Genomic DNA, 17,566 nt, shown 5'->3' on the forward strand with positions numbered 1-17,566 from the left:
GATGATGCACGCCGCGCGGTCGGTGAGTTTGAGGTCTATCTCTCTGTTTCGGTAGCGCTGCATGAATTCGTCAACAGTCAGGTAGCAGCGTATGGAGACACCAAGGCTCGTACGTATTGATCGCATTCACGGCACGCAAGCTCCGCTACCAACCGAATAGCTTCGGACGAGTGCGCTTGCGTATAGCTTACAACCAACGGCTGGTTGGGGATTGCCAGCCCGCAGTCCACCAGCCTCACTTGACCCGACTCGATGGCATAGCGCACCGGCGCAAGAGGAACAAACGCGTTGCCAAAACCGGCCTGAACCAGTTGCACCAGTGCGGCTATCGAACTGACATGATGCGTCTTGCCGACCGGGAGACTGAACCTGCGGTAAAGCTCTTTAAGGACCAGATGGGGTTGTGAGTTCTGGCTCATGGTGATGGTCGGCTGCCCCAGCAAATCCAGAATGGGTTGCTGGGCACTGATCATCGCTTGGTTGCTGACTATCCACCCTGTGGCAATCGAGAGGCAGGGAATGCTGGTGATACCGTCACCTTCGATAGGATGCGTCTGCAGGGCGATATCGATCACCCCATCACGTAATGCCTTATGAACACCGGCGCTGGTTTCCGAGGTCAGCTGAACCTCGATACCCGGGTAAGTCGACTGCAGGCACTTCAGGAAGGCAATCAGCCAAGTATGCACCACGCTGTCTACCGCACCGATGCGCACTAATCCCAAAACTTCGTGACTGGGCCGACCCAAATGGCGGATCTCTTGTTCCAGATCCAGCATGCGCTCGCCATAGTCGACCAGCCGCGAGCCGACTGCAGTCAGCTTGAGCTCTCGTGTCTCCCGCTCAAATAACCGAGCACCGATCTCTTCTTCAAGCGAAGCGATCCGATTGGATATGGCAGCCTGAGTCAGGTGCAAATGCTCGGCCGCAGCTCTGAAGCTTTTCAGCCTTGCAATCTGCAAGAACGCCTCGATGAAACGCGTATTCATTGATTCCCCACGAGCTTGATCCGGCGGATAGCCCCGCTACCAAGCGGGGCGTTCATCTAAGGTCGATGATCCATCAGAACAGGCTCAGTGGGTAGCTGATCACGAGGCGGTTTTCGTCGATATCATTGCCAAAGGTTGAGCGGACAGTGGCGTTGCGCCATTTGATTGAGGCGTTTTTCCATGAGCCGCCCTGAATGACATAGGTGACCTCACTATTGCGCTCCCATTCTCGTCCTTCGCCGCCGCTCGAAAGTTGTACTTGGTCGCCCCGGACGTATCGGCTCATGAAGCTCAACCCAGGAACACCCCATGCGGCCAGATCCAGATCGTAGCGTAACTGCCATGAACGCTCTCCAGCATTGGAGAACTGCAGGATCTGAACGAAGTTAACAAGGTAGGGATCGGTTCCGTTTACGTACGGATAAGCATCGTGCCCGCTCATCTTCTGGAAGCCCAGACTCAGTGTGTGGTGCTTCTGGCGGAACCCTACCAAGGCGCCCACTGCCCTGTTGTCGATGTCGCGAAAGTCCTCTACCTCTTCCGCCTTCGCCCAGCGCAAATCGAAAGAGAGGTGTCGATCTGCCGTGAAATCGACGCGCCCTTGGTAATTGGCCAGCGTGTGTTGGTAAATGCCGTCCAGCTTTCCGTAATAAGCCCGAACTTGGCTTCTGTCATTCAGCGCGTAATCCGCTCCGTACAGGGTGAAATCCTCGCTGCGCCCACCATAGCGGCTGGTCAGCCGCTCCCAGTTAGATGAATCCAAACCCATCGTTTTGGTCACGCGTGCAGCCTGAAGGGTGAGGCCCGCCAGCTCACTGGATTCCAGCGTGGTGGCTTTGAACAGCCCAGGTAGCAGCCGAGAGTCGGCGCTTTGAAGCACGGGCTTACGAAAGGCCATGACGCCCGAGCGAACAAGCGTCTTGGAGTACTTCAATTTGAAGCTCGCGCCCAGTCGGCTGAATTCATCATCCGAACCTCCGTCACGCTCAGTTGGGAACATACCGGTGCCTGCACGATCTGGGCTGGAATCGAGGTTGAGGCCGGTCATGGCGACGCCATCGACCCCCAGCCCAGACGCGCCTTGAGTAAATCCGGATTGGAGTGTCAAGACGGCGGCTTGACCCCATTCCCGTGCCTGGCTTTGCCCGTTTGCAGTGTTACCTCCAGGCTGGCGAAAGTCTCGATCGAAATACAGGTTTCTGAAGTCGACGTTTGCCCGGCTGTCTTCGAGAAAGCCAGCGGCTCTCAGGTCCGTTGCAAAGGTCAAACACAGGACAGCAGGTACCACGGGCCAATGTGCACGCATGCAGAGACCTCTTCTTCTTGAATAGATGAATACCGCGGGAGGGAGTGCGCACAATAAGGTCGTGCGCTTGCTGGCATTCCCTTAGGAAGGGATCAGCCTTGCGATTGGCGCCCCGTAGCCGACAAGCTCGCCGTCGACCGGGCAGTAGCCGACCATGACGCCAGCGGCCTTCACTTTGACGGGTTGAAGGGACTCCCCAACCTGAATGAAGCCGATGATTGCACCCGCCTCGACAGGTTCGCCAACGGCCGCCAGAGCGACGCCCTGCAAAGGATGGGAAGACAAGAACCGGCCGGCCTTCGGAGCCTCGACTAAAGTATCCTGGCGACCCGGGACAGGCAGTTGAACCGTTTCCACGACAGATGTACGGGATTGTGACGCGAAGACCAGAACCACTGACCCCTGCTCAGTTTCGTACTCACATCTCGCAATACCTCGCCCCTGCAACTGCTCAATCAGTACCGCGAGTTCTTCAACGCTCATGAGGGCTCTCCGCAGACTGACCAAAGCCTTGTTCGAAAAGATGTTCCAGGTGATGGATGTTGTAGCCGCCAGCTGTGAACCCAGGTTCATCCATCAACCGTCTGTGCAGTGGAATGGTGCATGAAATCCCCTCCAGCACGGTTTCTTCTAGTGCCTGGCGCATCCTGCTGACGGCCGCTTCGCGGTTGCTGCCATACGTAAGCACCTTGGCCACCAGCGAGTCGTAATGAGCCGGTACTCGGTACCCGCAATACAAGTGGGACTCGACACGAACTCCCGGGCCGCCAGGCGCAAGCCATTGGTCAACTGTGCCCGGTGCCGGCGTGAACCGCCATGGATCCTCGGCGTTGATGCGACACTCAATCGCGTGCCCGGTCACGGCGACATCTTTCTGGCCGAACGACAGAGGCTCCCCCCGGGCGATTCGCAACTGCTCCACCACCAGATCGATACCGGTCACCAACTCAGTCACCGGATGCTCGACCTGGATTCGGGTGTTCATCTCGATGAAGTAGAAAGCCCCGTCTTCGTAGAGAAACTCGAAAGTGCCCGCGCCGCGATAGCCGATGTGCATACAGGCGTCGACACAGCGTTGCCCGATCTCTGCGATAGCCTCCCGCGAAACACCGGGGGCAGGAGATTCTTCGATCACCTTCTGATGCCGCCGTTGCATGGAACAGTCACGCTCGCCGAGCCATACGGCATTGCCGAATCCGTCCGCCAGTATCTGGATTTCAATATGCCGCGGATTTTCGAGGAAACGTTCGATGTAAAGGGCCGGGTTACCAAACGCGCGATTGGCTTCCTCACGCGTGGTGGCCACCGCCTGAGCCAACTGGCTTGGCTCGCGGACGATGCGCATTCCCCGCCCGCCTCCACCGCCTGCTGCCTTCACGATCAGCGGATACCCAACATCCCGGGCTATGCCAGCCACCGCCTGGGGGGCGCTAGGCAGAGCGCCGTCCGAGCCGGGCACGCAGGGCACACCGGATTCAAGCATGGCCTTCTTGGCACTGACCTTGTCGCCCATCAGGCGAATGGCCGCAGCAGTGGGGCCGATGTACACTCGCCCGGAGCGTTCGACAGCCTCGGCAAAATCGGCACGCTCAGACAAAAAGCCGTAGCCGGGGTGGATGGCGCCCGCGCCGGTCAACTCAGCGGCCTCCATCAGGCGATCGATGTCCAGATAACTTTGCGCCGAAGCTGCGGGACCAATACACAGGGCCTGGTCGGCCAGTTGCACATGGCGCAGATCGACGTCTGCTGTGGAGTGCACGGCGATAGTCCGGATCTGCAATGCCCGGCAGGCACGCAGGATTCTCAAGGCAATCTCGCCTCGGTTGGCGATCAAGACTGAGTCAAACATGGCCATCCTCCATCGATTGCAGCTCGAACAGCGGCGTCCCTGCCTCTACCGAAGCACCGTCCTCTACCAAGATGCGCACCACACGCCCGCTGCGCTCGCTTTCGAGCACGTTTAGCATCTTCATCGCCTCAATGATTCCTACCTGCTGGCCTTCCTCAATGACAGTGCCAACATCGACGAAAGCGGACTCATCCGGCGAAGGGGCGCGGTAGAAAATGCCAGTCAATCCGGCATCAATGGTCCAACTCGATTGGCGTGTCGGCGTTGCCATTGTTGACTGCGCTTCAGGTGGGCGAGGCTGGAGGGGCACGGTCCACCCCGACTCTTTGACCAACCGAATACGGGTGCCGTCTGCCGAGTATTCGATTTCACTCAATGCGCTGTTTTCGAGCAGGCTGACGAGCCGTTCGACAAGGGGTTTGTCCATCAGCGGGACCCCTCAGCGAAAGCACAAACCTGGACGCCGGCCAACTCCAAGGTATTGCGTAGTACCCGTGCCATGCTGATTGCACCTGGCGTATCGCTGTGCACACAGATGGTGTCGATATGAACTGGAAGCATGCGTCCGCTCACCGTTTCGATACCGCCTGCCTGAACCATGCGCAGCATGCGCTGGGCGGCGAATTCCACGTCGTGGAGCACTGCCCCAGGCTCCTTGCGATGAACCAGATGGCCCACCTCGGTATATGCACGGTCCGCGAAGACCTCTGCACGAGTTTCGAGGCCCATATCATTGGCAATCGGAATCATGAGTCCACCCGCGAATGTGACGCAGACGAGCTTGGGGTCGACGGCTTTGACGGCCTTGGCGATCGCCTTGGCAACCTCAGGGTCCGTTTGGGTGAGATTCCCGAGCGCACCATGGGCTTTGACGAACGTGATGGGGTGACCGGCGTAACTGGACAGCGCCACAGCTGCACCGACCTGGTAGGCAACGAAACGCTCAATTTCGCCGGTCGTGTGCGGAATCTCTCTTCGACCGAAACCCCACAGGTCTGGAAAACCGGGATGGGCTCCCACTGCTACGCCCTTGGCTTTGGCCTGGGCGAAGGTGGTAGCCATGATCTCAGGGTCGCCGGCATGCAGTCCGCAGGCGACATTAGCAGAGGTGACGATATCGAGGATGGCTTCATCGTCACCCATTTTCCAGGGGCCGAAGCCTTCGCCCATGTCCGAGTTGATATCGATGCGTAAAGTTTTGTTGTTCATTGTCTGTTCCTCGAATCAGGCTGATGAGCTAACGCCCAGGTGTCGCTGAATGTTTGCGAGTGCCGCACGGTGCTGGGCAAGGGCTTCGATGCCCTCGGCTACAGTGACGGGCTTGAAATGGATGCTGCAGCCGACGCCTGCTTGGGCAAGGCGCCATAGGTCGCAATCGAGCACCGTGGCGATCTTTGGATAGCCGCCACAGGTATTGGCTTCTGCCAGTTGCACGATGGGTTGCCCTGCCGGCGGCACCTGGACAGTGCCCGGCGCAATGCCATGGGAGAGCAATTCGATGGGTCGAACTGTATGCAGGGGTTGGCCCTGGAGGCGGTAACCGACCCGGTTGGACTGCGGAGTGACTTCGTAGGGAGTGGAATAGAACGCGTCCAACGAAGTGGAGGAAAAAGCGTCAGCCTGAGCTGCAGCGATCGCCCGCACCGTCACCTGCTGGCCGCGCATAGCCTCTGCATGCTGCACCCGCTCAAGGGGCAGGATGGCACGTCCTGGTAACGAAAGGCTTTGGGGCAACAGTTGAAGACGGTCACCACGATTGAGGCCCCGCCCTTCATGACCGCCGAACCCCGCTTTCAGATCTGTCGCACGGGAACCCAATTGCACCGGTGCGTCAACACCACCTGAAAACGCAAGATAAGCCCTGACACCCAAGCGTGGGCGCTCAACCACCACCTGTTGGCCAGCCCTGATCTCCAGGCAAGTCCAACTGGGTACGGGATGCCCATCTACCTTCAGTGCGCAGTGTGCACCGGTGCAACTGACGAGTAACTCGCGCTCTGCCTTGAAACGGAACGGAAAGATGTTCACTTCAAGACCTGCAGCGTTTTCCAGGTTGCCAACCAGCCAGTTAGCAATCATCAGCGCGGGCGCATCCATGGCGCCACTGCGGCTAACCCCCATCGCCATGCACCCCGAGCGCCCGAGATCCTGGACCAGGTTCAGCGCACCACCACTCAGTACTTCGATCATGACGCGACCTCCCGAACCAGGAACCTGACTTGATCGCCGGGCAACAGCAGGCATGGCTGCTGTCTTTGAATGTCGAACAGATCGACGTCAGTACGCCCTATCGCGTGCCAGCCTGAGGGTGCGGTGCATGGCATTACACCGGCCTGCGCCCCACCAATAATCACAGTACCTTTGGCGAGCTGTGCCCGCGGCGACGCTCTTCTGGGTTTGGCCAGTTCAGCGGGTAGCCCAGTCAGGTAGGCGAAGCCGGGCATGGAGCCGACACACGCCACCTCGTAAGTCGCGTTACTGTGATAGTTGATCCACTGATCAATGCTGAGCCCAGCGTGCTCGGCGAGCATGGCCAGGTCCTCACCGGCTTCACCGCCGTAGATCACCGGGATTTCCATAACCCTGGGGGTGGAAGGAAGCGCGTCGGGATACAGCCAAAGGCTCTGAATCAGTTGCTCAATCGTCGAAGGTGAACTAACGAGCGGGTCAAACATGACCAACAGATTGTTCACCCCAAGCACCAATTCACTGATCTGTTGATCAGTTTCCAGTGCGCGCGCCAGTGAAAAAAACTTTCTTTGCACACTTGGCGAAAACACCGACTGGGAACTATCAACAAGCACTGCCCCACACCCTGACGGGCTAAACAGTAATTCGGCGGCAGGCGTTTCAATAATGTCTATATCTCGCATGGCTTGATCCCACAGCGAAGTTATGACAGGCAACCCAATTGGGCATCAGGAAGTTGCCTGTCTATTTCGGATTATTCTTCCAACGGTTTCTTCGCGGTTTCACGTGCGAATGCAAGCGCTATCAAGGTGATGATCAGCCCGCCGGCGATATATAGGCTGACTGCGAACGAAGACTCGTAGACCTTGAATATCCCCGTGATAACCAGTGGGGCCAGTCCGCTTCCGACAATGCCGGCCAAGGTATAAGCCAACGACGATCCGGCATACCTGACGCGAGTAGGGAATTGCTCGGTAACGAAAGCAGCCTGGGGGCCGAACATCATTGCCTGGAAGATCATGCCGACAATGACTGCCAGGCAGATGAGCACGGGGGATGCGGTATCCAGCAAGACGAAGAACACGAACCCCCAACCAATCGATAGCACAGCTCCCAACGCGTAAACCGGCCGGCGTCCCACTCGGTCGGAGAGCATACCGAACAGCGGAACACTGACGGCATGGAACACGGAACCGATTATCGTGGCAGTCAGCGCAGTAGAGCGAGGTAAGTGCAGGACGTTAGTCACATAAGCGAGCGTGAATACCACCAGCAACGCGTAGACGATGTCCGAGCCGATACGTGCGCCGCCTGCGACCAACAACCGCCGCCAGTGCCCAACGAACACTTCCCGCACCGGTGCGTCGACTTTGGCTTCCTTCGCCTCCATCGATTTGAATACCGGCGTTTCATCTACACCACGACGCAGCCAGAAACCGAGCATCACCAGCAGGACACTGGACAGAAATGGAATACGCCAGCCCCACTCCTGGAACGTCTCTGGCGTCATGACGAAAGTGATCAAGGCAATTAACCCGGCGCCCAACAGGGTTCCGCAGGCCGGCCCTACCTGTGTGAAGGAAGCATTCCGACCACGATGGCGATCTTCGCCATGCTCCATGGACAACAGTACCGACCCGGCCCACTCCCCACCAATAGCCGCCCCTTGCAGGAAACGCAGCAGGACCAGCAGGATTGGGCTCCAAATACCCCAGGTTTCATAGGTAGGTAACAACCCCATCAGCCCGGTCACCGTGCCCATCAGGATCAGTGTCGCCACCAAAACCCAGCGCCGGCCGAGCTTGTCGCCCAGGCTGCCGAAGACAATCCCGCCCAGAGGGCGCGAGATATAGCCCACCGCGTAGGTGGAGAACGCAATGACGGTACCTGCCAACGGGTCGAACGAAGGGAAGAAGATGACGTTGAAGACCAGCGCCGCCATCAGGTTATAGACCGTGAAGTCATACCATTCGAGCGTAGTCCCGATCGAGCTGGCAGCGGCGAGTCGCCTGATGTCAGCGCGCTTGCCAGAATTTTCGGTGCTGATGGGTCCTGACTGATCCACGGATGCGATCGAAGTGTTCATCAACGCACCTCCCCAACCGAGTCCTTGCTCAGGCTCTGATACACGCCAAAATGAGTGCTACCGATGGGCAAATGGATCAGGCTGGATTCGGCAGCTTGCCGCGCCGCACTTTCGCTGGCGCACTCCACGATGAGCATGGGAGCCATCGGCCGCGGGTTGCCGGCTTCCTGGGGCAACGGCAAGCTCAGCGCTGGCAAGGGACTTATAGCGTAGCTCTGGATGTACCCTGGGATCTCGGCAAGCGCTGAATGAAGCGTGTTCAGCGAACGAGGCTCAGTTGCTTCGGCTGCTGCGACGACTGCCACCCACTCCCCTCCAGGCCGGCCAAATTGCCCAAACGCCTCACCGATGCGACGGGTGGGGTTCTGCATGAGCGGAAGCATTTTCCTGGACCAGACAGACTGGTACTTGAACGCCTGCGCATATTCCGGGCAGTCGAAGGCAGAGATGCCCTCTGCCCAATACAGCGCGAGGTATTTGGGAGAATCGGATGGGGATTTAAAGCGTGTTGCCTTGATCACTCCGGCCATCGATGCACGGTCCGGAAGATGCTCCTCGTCGTACCAGCGGTTGAATTCAAGTTCATGCACTGCATCAATGTCAGATGCAACAAATAACATACCAAATGGTGAGCCGTTCATTGTTATTTTCCTCAGGGTGGCTTGACCTTGTGGCTATGTTCATCGATAGAAAAAACTTAGGCAAACGAGTTTTTTTACCCATCTTTGATAGAAAAAACTTTTCAAACAGCTCGTGTTTCTGCTTCTTTGTGAGTCATTGGATAACTTGTCAGCACCTATCCAGAGCGGACATTGGCTGCGTCCAAACAAAAAGGCTGCACCACCTGTATCGCACGTATGCAATTGAGGAGGTGCAGCCTTCCGCTGCTCTACTTCAGCGTTGTTATCTAGCTATCGTGCGTCCTCGCAAAAGCGGTGAATGGCCTGGCAAGCCGCACGCAGCGACTCGTCATCCAGCGCATAAGCAATGCGCAAGTAGCCTGAAAGACCAAAAGCACTGCCCTGAACGACTGCAACATTGGCCTCCTCCAGCAACGCCAGGGCCACAGCTTCGTCATTGACCAATTCGCGCCCAGCAGGTGAGCGCTTGCCGATCAGCCCAGAGCAGTCGGCAAAAGCGTAGAAAGCCCCGCCTGGCACCTCGCAACTGATGCCCGGCGCCTGGTTGAGCAGGTCGACCATGAAATCGCGGCGCCGCTGGAATACTTCGCGGCTGTGGGCGATGAAGTCTTTCGGACCGTCCAGCGCTGCGATTGCAGCGTGCTGCGAGATGGAACACGCACCCGAGGTCTGCTGACCCTGAAGCTTCTCCATCCCCTCAAGCAGCCAGCGAGGGCCGGTAGCAAACCCGATCCGCCAACCCGTCATGGCGTAGGCCTTCGACACGCCGTTCATGGTCAATGTCCGCGCAGCCAGGCGTGGTTCAACCTGGGCAAGCGTGAGGAAGTCACGGCCGTCGAATATCAGGTGCTCATAGATATCGTCCGCCAGAATCAGTACCTGCGGATGGGCCAGCAACACCTCAGCAAAAGCCTGCAATTCGTCGCGCTCGTACACGGCGCCCGTGGGGTTGGACGGTGAGTTCAGGATCAGCCAGCGGGTTTTCGGCCCGATGGCTTCGGCCAGCGCTTGCGGGGTCAGCTTGAAGCCCGACTCGGCGCCACAAGCGACGATCCGCGACTCGCCACCGCACAGTTCAACCATTTCTGGATAGCTGACCCAGTATGGCGCGGGGATCACAACCTCGTCGCCTTCGTTCAGGGTTGCGGCCAGGGCATTGAAGATGACCTGCTTGCCGCCACTGCACACCAGCGTGTCCTGCCAGCTGACATCAAGACCATTCTCACGCTGGTATTTGCGTGCGATGGCTTCACGCAGCGTGCGAAGGCCAGCTACCTGGGTGTAGCGGGTTTGGCCACTGTTGATCGCACTGATGGCCGCAGTACGGATGTGCTCCGGCGTATCGAAGTCGGGCTCACCCGCGCAAAGCGATATGATCTTCGCGCCTTCTGCGCGGCGCGCAGCCACGCGGTCAATGATCTTGTAGGTCGCCGAAGGCTTGGCAGCCTCCAGGCGACGGTTCAGCGTTGCCAGGCTCACGCGTGCTCCTCCGGGTGGGAGAGGCCCATCAGGTCCATGGTGGTTTTACCTTCGCGCAGCTTGCCCATGAAAACGGCCTCTTTGTCCGCGCGCTTTTGTCCTTCACGCAGGGTATGTTCAACGGCATTGGCCGGGATGATGATCACACCATCCTCGTCCGCGACGACAAGATCGCCGGCGCTGACCGGTGCACCGCTGAAATCGAACGGCTTGCCGACCGAAGGCGTGGTGGCCTTGACGGTGCCTTTGACCGAGATGCCACGCGCAAATACAGGGAAACCATGTGCTTCGAGCGCGGCGATGTCGCGCACACCACCGTTGATCACCAGGCCAACGATGCCTGCCGCTTCGGCCGCCACCGTGAGCACCTCACCCCAATAGCCGGCGACGAAGTCGGCGGTATCACACACCAGCACGCTGCCGCGCGGCGCTTTGGCCACGGCCAGGTGCAGGCCCAGGTTGTCACCTGGTGAACACTGCAGCGGGTAAGCCGGCGCGGCGATGAATGCGCCTTTCCAGACAGCGCGGATCTCGCGGTCGACGGCGCATGGCAGCCCGGACGCCTCGTACAGGGTGGAGGTGCCCAGGACCTTTGCAATGTTCTGGTAATCGTGTGGAAGGCTCATGATTGCTTGCTCTGAAGGGAGTGGTAACCGAGGGCGGCACGGGCGTCTTTAAGGCTTTTGCCAATGGCAATCTGTTCGCGGATTTGCGCTTCGACGTGTTCGATGCGACGTGCCGTTTCAGCAACTTCCTGGGCACGGTCACGCGGGACAATGACGACACCATTGGCGTCAGCGACGACGATGTCCCGGGCACAAACCCGGGCATGGCCAACCGACACCGGCTGGTTGACGGCCACGACCTCGACGCGGTCCTTGCCGGTACGCATGAAGCGGCCTTTGCTGAACAGCGGGTAGCCTTCGCCCAGCGCCTTGTTCACATCGCGGCAGACACCATCAATGACCGTGCCGGCAATACCGCGGGCCAGGGCGTACTGGGTCATGATGTCGCCCCACACCGTGCAATCGGTACGGCCTTCGTTGGCGATGACCACAACGTCGCCGGGTGCTACTTCATCAATGAAGTCACCCACGGTGCCTGGCGGTGTACTTGCACTGACGTACTGGACAGTGAAGGCCGGGCCGACCACGATCTGGCTGTAGTTGGCCAGCGGCGCGATACCAAAGGCCTGACCGGGAAGGCCCAGCTTGTCCATCGCGTCGGACACCCCCGGGGTATCCAAGCCTTGGAACAAGGCGACCAGGTCTTTATCAGAAAGGCTCATATCAGTGCTCCACCTTGATGGCTTCGAATTGGGTGTCGTGCATCACTTCCTCGACCGAACGACCTGCGCGGACGGCGTCCACCATGCCGGCCTGGCGACGGTCGATACGCTCGGCCAGGTCAAGCACCTTCTCGATGGCACCGGCCGGGACGAAAACGGTGCCGCATGCGTCGGCAATCACGTAGTCGCCTTCATCCACGTCAACGCCAGCCATGCGAACGGTGACAGCCGCGTCGATCTGGATGAGCCTGTTGCGCGCGCTGATCATGGTCACGCCACGGCCGTAGACCGGGTAGCCGATGTCAGCACTGCCGCAGATGTCGCGGCTGAAGCCATCGATGATCGAGCCACGGATGCCTTTGCGCCGGGCGGCGTTGGCCAAGATGTCGCCCCAGCTGGAAATACCGTCAACGCCACCCGCAATCACCAGCACGCGGTCATCGGTGGTGACCTGCTCGATGACTGGGGTAATCAGGTGAACGGTGGGTGCCACGTCCTGCTTTGGCCCCAGCTGCACCGTGCTGGCTCGGCCAACAATCTTCGGGCAGTTCCAGAGCGGCATCAGGCCGTTGGTGGCTCCAGGCAGTTGGAGGAAGTCCAGCGCGTCCGACACCGTATTGGTATCGAGCACAGCCAGGCGCTCAAGCGGGGCTTTCAAGCTCATCGGTTGCAGGCCTCTTGTAAGTGAGGCTTGAGTATCTGCGCGGGCATTTGATACGTATATTACGAAGAAGCTAAGCTTGTCATATCCCAAACCTATGGAAGAATGCCGTGATCAACTTTCGTTTGATACGTCACCTGTGGCTGTTCCTGGCCGTTGCCGAGGACCAGAACTTCAGCCGCGCGGCCAAGCGGCTGGGCATGTCACAGCCGCCGTTGACTGAGCAGATCCAGGCGCTTGAACAATCCCTTCGCATTCAACTGTTCACCCGCTCCCGCCGTGGCGCTCAGCTCACTGCCGCCGGGGCTGCAATTCTCCCCGCTGTGCGCAAGTTTGCTGATCAGCTGGAGCGGCTGGAGTTGGCGGTTCACGAGGCAGTGGCCGGCCACGCCGGCGTGGTGACCATCGGGGCGATCACCTCGGCCATGATCGATGTGCTGCCCCAGTTGATCGAGCGGTTCAAGCAAGACCATCCGTTGGTCACGGTTTCGGTTCGAGAGATCGATAGCGCAGAGGCGATACCCGCGCTTGAGGCCGGCGATATCGACATCGCCTTTGCACGCCTTGAAGGCAACCTCGGCCGGCATCTGCAGTCCATGCCGCTGTCAGAGGATCGCCTGGCAGTCGCGATGCCCAAGGATCACCCACTGGCCGCCAGTGCAGCCATTGAGCTCAAGGCACTTGCCGATGAAACCCTGGTGATGGCCTCACGAGACGTCAGCCCGGTGTATTTCGACTATCTGGTGGGGCTATGCAAGGCCAGCGGCTTCGCGCCGCGTATCGTGCATCAGGTCCGTTCTGTCACGGCGCAGGTAGCGTTCGTCAGTTGTGGCCAGGGCATCGCTTTGGTGCCCACCTCCATGGACAAGCTTGCTCCTGAAAATGTTTTGGTGCGTCCGTTGCAGCCCGAAGTGAAGGTTGTCACCACCGCCATGGCATGGCACGGCGTAAACGGTAATCCCTTGGTGGATGCGATGATTGACCAGGCCAAGCAGGTTTTTGCGTCATAGGCTGGGCATATGACAAGGTTCGCGGCTTCGTATTTTACAAAATTCTGGGTGGGCCCGACATTGGGGCCTCTGTAAAAGGAGTTCCCACCGTGGCAAACCCTGCTCGCTTCACTCACGAGAAACTGCCGTTGAACATCGACGGCGTGCTGCTGGACCTGGCGGTGATCCATCGTTCCGGCCCGAAGGCACCTATCCTCTTCCTGCATGGGTTCGGTTCTACCAAAGAAGACTATGCCGACATCACGCTGCAGCCCGCATTCGAAGGTCATCCCTTCATTGCCTACGATGCGCCTGGTTGCGGAGAAACCGAATGCGTCGACCTCGCCCGCATCAACATCCCCTTGCTGGTGAAGACTGCCCAGGCCGTACTTGCACATTTTGGCGTCGACCAATTTCACCTGGTCGGCCACTCCATGGGTGGCCTGACCGGGCTGATGCTCGCTGATGCCGCCCCGGATCGAGTGCTGAGTTTCGTCGACATCGAAGGCAATATTGCGCCCGAAGATTGCTTCCTCAGCCGGCAGATCCACGATCACCCGCGCGAAGACGATTTGCGCTTTTTCCGCGACTTCATCGAGCGCACCCGGCTTGCCGCCGATCCTGCCAGCGCACTCTATGCGGCCAGCCTGGCGCACAAGGTACGTACCGGGGCGGTGCGCGGCATCTTCGAGTCCATGGTTGAGCTGTCAGATAACGGCGGTCTGATGGAGAAGTTCCTGGCGCTACCCTTCCCGCGCCAGTACATGTACGGCGCAACCAACGCCCACCTTTCCTATCTGGACGACATCGCTGCCCAAGGGGTGCAACTGGCTTGCATCCCTGATTGTGGCCACTTCCCGATGTACTCCAACCCGGCGCTGATGTGGCAGCACATCAAGGCACTGCAAGACCGCGCCTGACCCCGTTCACCGGCTCCAACCCCTACACGGCTGCTTGCGGCCGTGTGTACCCGCACACCCAGTCATAATAACAATGAGGTTGCGTCATGCTCGAAGCCATCAATGGCTTTCTCTCGGGAAAGCTGCTTATCGTCCTGGTCGTCGGCCTGGGCGCTTATTTCACCGTCAAGACACGGTTTGTGCAGCTTCGCTATTTCCTGCACATGTTCAAGGTGTTCAAGGACAGCCTTACCAGCAGTTCGACCCAAATCAGTTCCTTCCAGGCCCTCATGCTCAGCCTGGCCGGCCGTGTCGGGGCGGGTAACATCGCCGGCGTCGGCGTGGCTGTAACCTTGGGCGGTCCTGGTGCGGTGTTCTGGATGTGGGTTACTGCACTGGTGGGGATGGCCACCACATTGTTCGAATGCAGCCTGGCGCAGTTGTACAAGCGCCACAACGGTAGCGGCCAGTTTCATGGCGGCCCGTCGTTTTATATGGAGTACGGGCTGAACAAGCGATGGCTGGGCGTGGTGATGGCGGTACTGTTGATCGTCACGTTCGGTTTTTCCTTCAATGGCCTGCAGTCACACGCGGTAACCCATTCACTGCAAAATGCCTTTGGCTTTGACCCCGCCTATTCCGGCATCGCCCTGGCCGCCGTGCTAGCGCTGGTGTTCATGGGTGGCATCAAACGCATCGCCAGGGTGGCAGACCTGCTGGTACCGGTGAAAACGCTGGCCTACATAGCGGTTACCCTGTACGTCATTGTGCTGCAATTTGATCACGTGCCCTTGATGCTGTTGACCATCGTGAAAAGCGCGTTTGGGCTCGATCAAGCCTTCGGTGGCCTGATCGGCAGCGCAATCGTGATGGGTGTGAAGCGTGGCGTATTCGCCAACGAAGCTGGCCTGGGCAGTGCACCAAACGTCGCAGCGGTGGCCGAAGTTCGCCACCCTGTCTCACAAGGTGTCGTGCAGGCGTTCAGCGTGTTTTTCGATACGTTCATCATCTGCACCTGCACCGCTTTGCTGATCTTGCTGTCGGGCTTCTATACCGCTGGTTTCGCGGGTGACGGCATCGTGCTGACCCAGAACTCGCTTGCCGCAGTGGTCGGTGACTGGGGCCGCAGCTTCATCAGCATTGCACTTGCGTTGTTCGTGTTCACCTCGATTCTCTACAACTACTACCTGGGCGAAAACAACCTGAGGTTTATTCTGGGCAAGAACCGCAAGGCGCTGCTGAGCTATCGCGCCCTGGTACTGGCCTTGATTCTCTGGGGCTCGGTTCAGGATCTGAGCACAGTGTTTGCCTTCGCCGACATCACCATGACCCTTTCTGCGCTGGTGAACCTCATCGCCCTGGTCCTGCTATGCCGAGTTGGCCTGCGACTGCTCGCAGATTATGACGCACAGCGCAAAGCCGGCGTTGCCGAGCCGGTTCTCACCGCCAGTGCCTTCCACGACCTCAACATAGACAGGACCATCTGGAGCAATGCTCCAGAGCAGGTCGAAAAAGATAAGGACCTGGGTGTACTCGAACCTGAGCCACCAAAAATATCTTGATGAGCAGGATTCCCAGGCAACCGTAGTGGTTGCCTGGGCTTGGTTTCAGCTTCGTGCATTCGAATAATGAGCCCCAGGACGCAAGCCGGTGTTTTCTTCCACAGCCCCCGTGCCGTCGAGGTAACCGTGCTTGCGTAGATCGGGCATGAGCACTGCGGCAATCAGGGTGATGACGCTCATCGCCGCCACGTAGTAGTAGAAGTACGACTCCACGCCCGCGCCACGCAAGGACAGCGCCACGTACTCGGCAGTACCGCCACACAGCGCGTTGCCCAAGGCATAGGGCAGCCCTACGCCCAGCGCACGGACCGTGGCGGGGTACAGGTCTGCCTTCAGCACGCCGGTGACCGGCGTATAGAACGCTGCAATCAGGAGGCCCAGCATGACCAGCGCGAAGGCTTCGTACGGGTTGTTGACGCTCTTGAGCCCCGTGAGCAACGGTACGATCAACAGGCTCGACAGCAGGCCGAAGGCAATCATGCTGTTTCGCGAACCAATCCTGTCAGCCATCATCCCGAACACTGGCTGAAGGCACATGAACACCACCAGCGCGGCTGTCATGATGAAGCTCACGGTCGACGGATCGAAGCCCGCCGAAACCACCAGGTATTTCTGCATGTAGGTGGAGAATGTATAGAAGTGCAGCGAGCAACCCGCAGTGATGGCAATCGTCAGCAGCAGGGCTTTCTTGTGCTTCATCAGCGCTTTTATCGAGCCCGCTTCCTTGTGTTTGGCACCTTGGTGGCTTGCCGTTTCAAGCATCGAGCGGCGAAGGTAGACCACTACCAGCGCACTCACTGCACCAATGAAGAATGGAATTCTCCAGCCCCAGGCTTTGAGTTCTTCGATGGGCAGCACGTTCTGCAGCACAACCACAGTCAGCAATGCCAGCAGTTGCCCGGCAATGATCGTGAAGTACTGGAACGAGCCAAAGAAGCAGCGCTTGCCCGTACTGGAAATCTCGCTGATGTAGGTAGCACCGGTACCGTATTCAGCCCCTACCGAAAGGCCCTGCATCAAGCGGGCAATCAGCAAAAGAACCGGCGCCGCCATGCCAATGGTTTCGTAGGTGGGCAATAGCGCGATCATCAGCGAGCCCCCACACATCAGAAAGACGGAGATGATCATGGAAAACTTGCGGCCACGCGTGTCAGCGAGGTAACCGAAAATCCACCCGCCCAGGGGGCGCATGAAGAAGCCGACAGCAAAAATGCCGGCCGTTGCCAAAAGTTGTGTGGTCTGGTCGCCCTGAGGGAAAAAAAGCGCGGCGAAGTAGATTGAGGTGTAGGCGTAGATGAAGAAGTCGTACCACTCCACCAGGTTTCCGGAACAGGCGCCGAGAATGGCGCGGATCCGTTGGCGATTGGTCAGGTTACGGATATCAGGCGCAGCAGGATTGTGATTGTTGGCGTGCATGGGGAACTCCAGATCTGAGGCAAACGCGGGGCAAGAACAACAGCGTTGGTCTGCGTCGATCTACTGGCTTGGAGTCATCACAGGAAAAGCAGGCGGCAGTACGCGGGGCGATGGAACGCACATCATTGGGGGCACCTTCTGGGATCTATTATTTTACAAGCCAGCGAAAGCGCACTGACTTTTATCCCGGGCAAAGCTACGCCCTCACCTG

The 17,566-nt window shown here is 58.8% G+C and carries 18 protein-coding genes; 3 read left to right on the forward strand and 15 right to left on the reverse strand.

Annotated elements, in window-relative coordinates:
- Window positions 1-77 precede the first annotated feature (77 nt).
- The 14 genes from JOY50_RS13610 to JOY50_RS13675 form a co-directional block, all read right to left on the reverse strand.
- Complete coding sequence (locus JOY50_RS13610) at window positions 78-989, reverse strand: LysR family transcriptional regulator (RefSeq protein ID WP_132845606.1); 912 nt, start codon at window positions 987-989, stop codon at window positions 78-80.
- Between the two features lie 73 nt (window positions 990-1,062).
- Complete coding sequence (locus JOY50_RS13615) at window positions 1,063-2,295, reverse strand: OprD family porin (protein ID WP_138736398.1); 1,233 nt, start codon at window positions 2,293-2,295, stop codon at window positions 1,063-1,065.
- Window positions 2,296-2,376: 81 nt separating this feature from the next.
- Window positions 2,377-2,778: a hypothetical protein gene (locus JOY50_RS13620; protein ID WP_138736399.1), complete on the reverse strand. Its 402-nt coding sequence runs from the start codon at window positions 2,776-2,778 to the stop codon at window positions 2,377-2,379.
- Window positions 2,768-4,144, reverse strand: a complete 1,377-nt coding sequence (gene accC / locus JOY50_RS13625) for an acetyl-CoA carboxylase biotin carboxylase subunit (RefSeq protein WP_138736400.1) — start codon at window positions 4,142-4,144, stop codon at window positions 2,768-2,770. Before accC ends, JOY50_RS13620 begins: the two co-directional genes overlap by 11 nt.
- Window positions 4,137-4,571: a biotin/lipoyl-containing protein gene (locus tag JOY50_RS13630; RefSeq protein ID WP_132845617.1), complete on the reverse strand. Its 435-nt coding sequence runs from the start codon at window positions 4,569-4,571 to the stop codon at window positions 4,137-4,139. The genes accC and JOY50_RS13630 overlap by 8 nt, the downstream gene beginning before the upstream one ends.
- A complete protein-coding gene (locus JOY50_RS13635; protein WP_138736401.1) occupies window positions 4,571-5,353 on the reverse strand; it encodes a LamB/YcsF family protein in 783 nt (260 codons plus the stop codon). Before JOY50_RS13635 ends, JOY50_RS13630 begins: the two co-directional genes overlap by 1 nt.
- Window positions 5,354-5,368: 15 nt before the next feature.
- Window positions 5,369-6,334, reverse strand: a complete 966-nt coding sequence (locus JOY50_RS13640; RefSeq protein WP_132845622.1) for a biotin-dependent carboxyltransferase family protein — start codon at window positions 6,332-6,334, stop codon at window positions 5,369-5,371.
- Window positions 6,331-7,017: a 5-oxoprolinase subunit PxpB gene (pxpB, locus tag JOY50_RS13645; protein WP_238342048.1), complete on the reverse strand. Its 687-nt coding sequence runs from the start codon at window positions 7,015-7,017 to the stop codon at window positions 6,331-6,333. The genes JOY50_RS13640 and pxpB overlap by 4 nt, the downstream gene beginning before the upstream one ends.
- Before the next feature lie 71 nt (window positions 7,018-7,088).
- Window positions 7,089-8,420, reverse strand: coding sequence for an MFS transporter (locus tag JOY50_RS13650; RefSeq protein WP_243055406.1), 1,332 nt, complete (start codon window positions 8,418-8,420; stop codon window positions 7,089-7,091).
- The gene (locus JOY50_RS13655) at window positions 8,420-9,061 is read right to left on the reverse strand and encodes a DUF4286 family protein (RefSeq protein WP_132845626.1); all 642 of its coding nucleotides are present in this window, start codon (window positions 9,059-9,061) and stop codon (window positions 8,420-8,422) included. The genes JOY50_RS13650 and JOY50_RS13655 overlap by 1 nt, the downstream gene beginning before the upstream one ends.
- 270 nt (window positions 9,062-9,331) lie before the next feature.
- Complete coding sequence (locus tag JOY50_RS13660; RefSeq protein ID WP_243055407.1) at window positions 9,332-10,540, reverse strand: pyridoxal phosphate-dependent aminotransferase; 1,209 nt, start codon at window positions 10,538-10,540, stop codon at window positions 9,332-9,334.
- The gene (locus JOY50_RS13665; RefSeq protein WP_132845630.1) at window positions 10,537-11,166 is read right to left on the reverse strand and encodes an RraA family protein; all 630 of its coding nucleotides are present in this window, start codon (window positions 11,164-11,166) and stop codon (window positions 10,537-10,539) included. The genes JOY50_RS13660 and JOY50_RS13665 overlap by 4 nt, the downstream gene beginning before the upstream one ends.
- Window positions 11,163-11,828, reverse strand: a complete 666-nt coding sequence (locus JOY50_RS13670; RefSeq protein ID WP_132845632.1) for an RraA family protein — start codon at window positions 11,826-11,828, stop codon at window positions 11,163-11,165. Before JOY50_RS13670 ends, JOY50_RS13665 begins: the two co-directional genes overlap by 4 nt.
- 1 nt (window position 11,829) lies before the next feature.
- Window positions 11,830-12,492 carry an RraA family protein gene (locus JOY50_RS13675; RefSeq protein ID WP_132845634.1) on the reverse strand — a complete coding sequence of 221 codons (663 nt, stop codon included), beginning with the start codon at window positions 12,490-12,492 and terminating at the stop codon, window positions 11,830-11,832.
- 107 nt (window positions 12,493-12,599) lie between these two features.
- Here JOY50_RS13675 and JOY50_RS13680 point away from each other — a divergent pair, with 107 nt between their 5' ends.
- From JOY50_RS13680 to JOY50_RS13690, 3 genes are all read left to right on the forward strand, one after another.
- Window positions 12,600-13,499 (forward strand): LysR family transcriptional regulator, encoded by a 900-nt coding sequence (locus tag JOY50_RS13680; protein WP_063424285.1) that lies wholly within the window; start codon window positions 12,600-12,602, stop codon window positions 13,497-13,499.
- An 89-nt stretch (window positions 13,500-13,588) separates the two neighbouring features.
- A complete protein-coding gene (locus JOY50_RS13685) occupies window positions 13,589-14,398 on the forward strand; it encodes an alpha/beta fold hydrolase (RefSeq protein WP_243055408.1) in 810 nt (269 codons plus the stop codon).
- Window positions 14,399-14,484: 86 nt separating this feature from the next.
- Window positions 14,485-15,939, forward strand: coding sequence for a sodium:alanine symporter family protein (locus JOY50_RS13690; protein WP_132845639.1), 1,455 nt, complete (start codon window positions 14,485-14,487; stop codon window positions 15,937-15,939).
- Between the two features lie 45 nt (window positions 15,940-15,984).
- Here JOY50_RS13690 and JOY50_RS13695 read toward each other — a convergent pair whose 3' ends face one another.
- Complete coding sequence (locus JOY50_RS13695; protein WP_243055409.1) at window positions 15,985-17,355, reverse strand: MFS family transporter; 1,371 nt, start codon at window positions 17,353-17,355, stop codon at window positions 15,985-15,987.
- Between the last annotated feature and the right edge of the window lie 211 nt (window positions 17,356-17,566).

It is taken from the genome of Pseudomonas sp. BP01 (assembly GCF_022760795.1).
Taxonomy (GTDB): domain Bacteria; phylum Pseudomonadota; class Gammaproteobacteria; order Pseudomonadales; family Pseudomonadaceae; genus Aquipseudomonas; species Aquipseudomonas putida_Q.

What these genes read in the sequence shown, in the direction of transcription:
- JOY50_RS13610 (WP_132845606.1), bottom strand. Translation starts at nt 989, where the DNA reads ATGAATACGCGTTTCATCGAGGCGTTCTTGCAGATTGCAAGGCTGAAA.
- JOY50_RS13615 (WP_138736398.1), bottom strand. Translation starts at nt 2,295, where the DNA reads ATGCGTGCACATTGGCCCGTGGTACCTGCTGTCCTGTGTTTGACCTTT.
- JOY50_RS13620 (WP_138736399.1), bottom strand. Translation starts at nt 2,778, where the DNA reads ATGAGCGTTGAAGAACTCGCGGTACTGATTGAGCAGTTGCAGGGGCGA.
- accC (WP_138736400.1), bottom strand. Translation starts at nt 4,144, where the DNA reads ATGTTTGACTCAGTCTTGATCGCCAACCGAGGCGAGATTGCCTTGAGA.
- JOY50_RS13630 (WP_132845617.1), bottom strand. Translation starts at nt 4,571, where the DNA reads ATGGACAAACCCCTTGTCGAACGGCTCGTCAGCCTGCTCGAAAACAGC.
- JOY50_RS13635 (WP_138736401.1), bottom strand. Translation starts at nt 5,353, where the DNA reads ATGAACAACAAAACTTTACGCATCGATATCAACTCGGACATGGGCGAA.
- JOY50_RS13640 (WP_132845622.1), bottom strand. Translation starts at nt 6,334, where the DNA reads ATGATCGAAGTACTGAGTGGTGGTGCGCTGAACCTGGTCCAGGATCTC.
- pxpB (WP_238342048.1), bottom strand. Translation starts at nt 7,017, where the DNA reads ATGCGAGATATAGACATTATTGAAACGCCTGCCGCCGAATTACTGTTT.
- JOY50_RS13650 (WP_243055406.1), bottom strand. Translation starts at nt 8,420, where the DNA reads ATGAACACTTCGATCGCATCCGTGGATCAGTCAGGACCCATCAGCACC.
- JOY50_RS13655 (WP_132845626.1), bottom strand. Translation starts at nt 9,061, where the DNA reads ATGAACGGCTCACCATTTGGTATGTTATTTGTTGCATCTGACATTGAT.
- JOY50_RS13665 (WP_132845630.1), bottom strand. Translation starts at nt 11,166, where the DNA reads ATGAGCCTTCCACACGATTACCAGAACATTGCAAAGGTCCTGGGCACC.
- JOY50_RS13670 (WP_132845632.1), bottom strand. Translation starts at nt 11,828, where the DNA reads ATGAGCCTTTCTGATAAAGACCTGGTCGCCTTGTTCCAAGGCTTGGAT.
- JOY50_RS13675 (WP_132845634.1), bottom strand. Translation starts at nt 12,492, where the DNA reads ATGAGCTTGAAAGCCCCGCTTGAGCGCCTGGCTGTGCTCGATACCAAT.
- JOY50_RS13690 (WP_132845639.1), top strand. Translation starts at nt 14,485, where the DNA reads ATGCTCGAAGCCATCAATGGCTTTCTCTCGGGAAAGCTGCTTATCGTC.
- JOY50_RS13695 (WP_243055409.1), bottom strand. Translation starts at nt 17,355, where the DNA reads ATGCACGCCAACAATCACAATCCTGCTGCGCCTGATATCCGTAACCTG.